Raw genomic sequence first — 290 nt, 5'->3', positions numbered from 1 at the left:
CTTCGCCGATTCCGAGGTCCGCAGGCTGGCCCTCGTGTGGGGGGCTTACCTCGGTACCTACCTGCTGATGTTCGTGGTCAAGTTCTTCCTGCTCGACCGCGTGGTCTTCGCTACTCCCCGGCGGCACGAGCAGGTTCGCTGACCTGCTCGTCCGCCGAGGACGCCCCGGCGGCACCGGACAGCCGTCGGGCTCGACGTTCCCGGAGCCAGGTGCCCAGCACCACTCTGCTGTAGCGATAGCCGTAGAGCACGTTGTTGCCCTTCTTGCTGACACCGGCCACCCGCTGGCG

General features: G+C 67.2%; 1 protein-coding gene. It reads right to left on the bottom strand.

What is annotated here, in order from left to right; translation table 11 throughout:
- Positions 1 to 110: 110 nt before the first annotated feature.
- Positions 111 to 290: hypothetical protein (locus ACOQFL_RS22870; protein ID WP_435546266.1), on the bottom strand; the 180-nt coding region annotated here is incomplete at its 5' end.

The sequence above is a fragment of the Actinopolyspora sabaoui genome (genome assembly GCF_051225635.1).
In the GTDB taxonomy this organism is placed as follows: domain Bacteria; phylum Actinomycetota; class Actinomycetes; order Mycobacteriales; family Pseudonocardiaceae; genus Actinopolyspora.
Note: the sequence above shows the minus strand (reverse complement) of the source record. Positions and strands in the feature narration are given on the sequence as shown.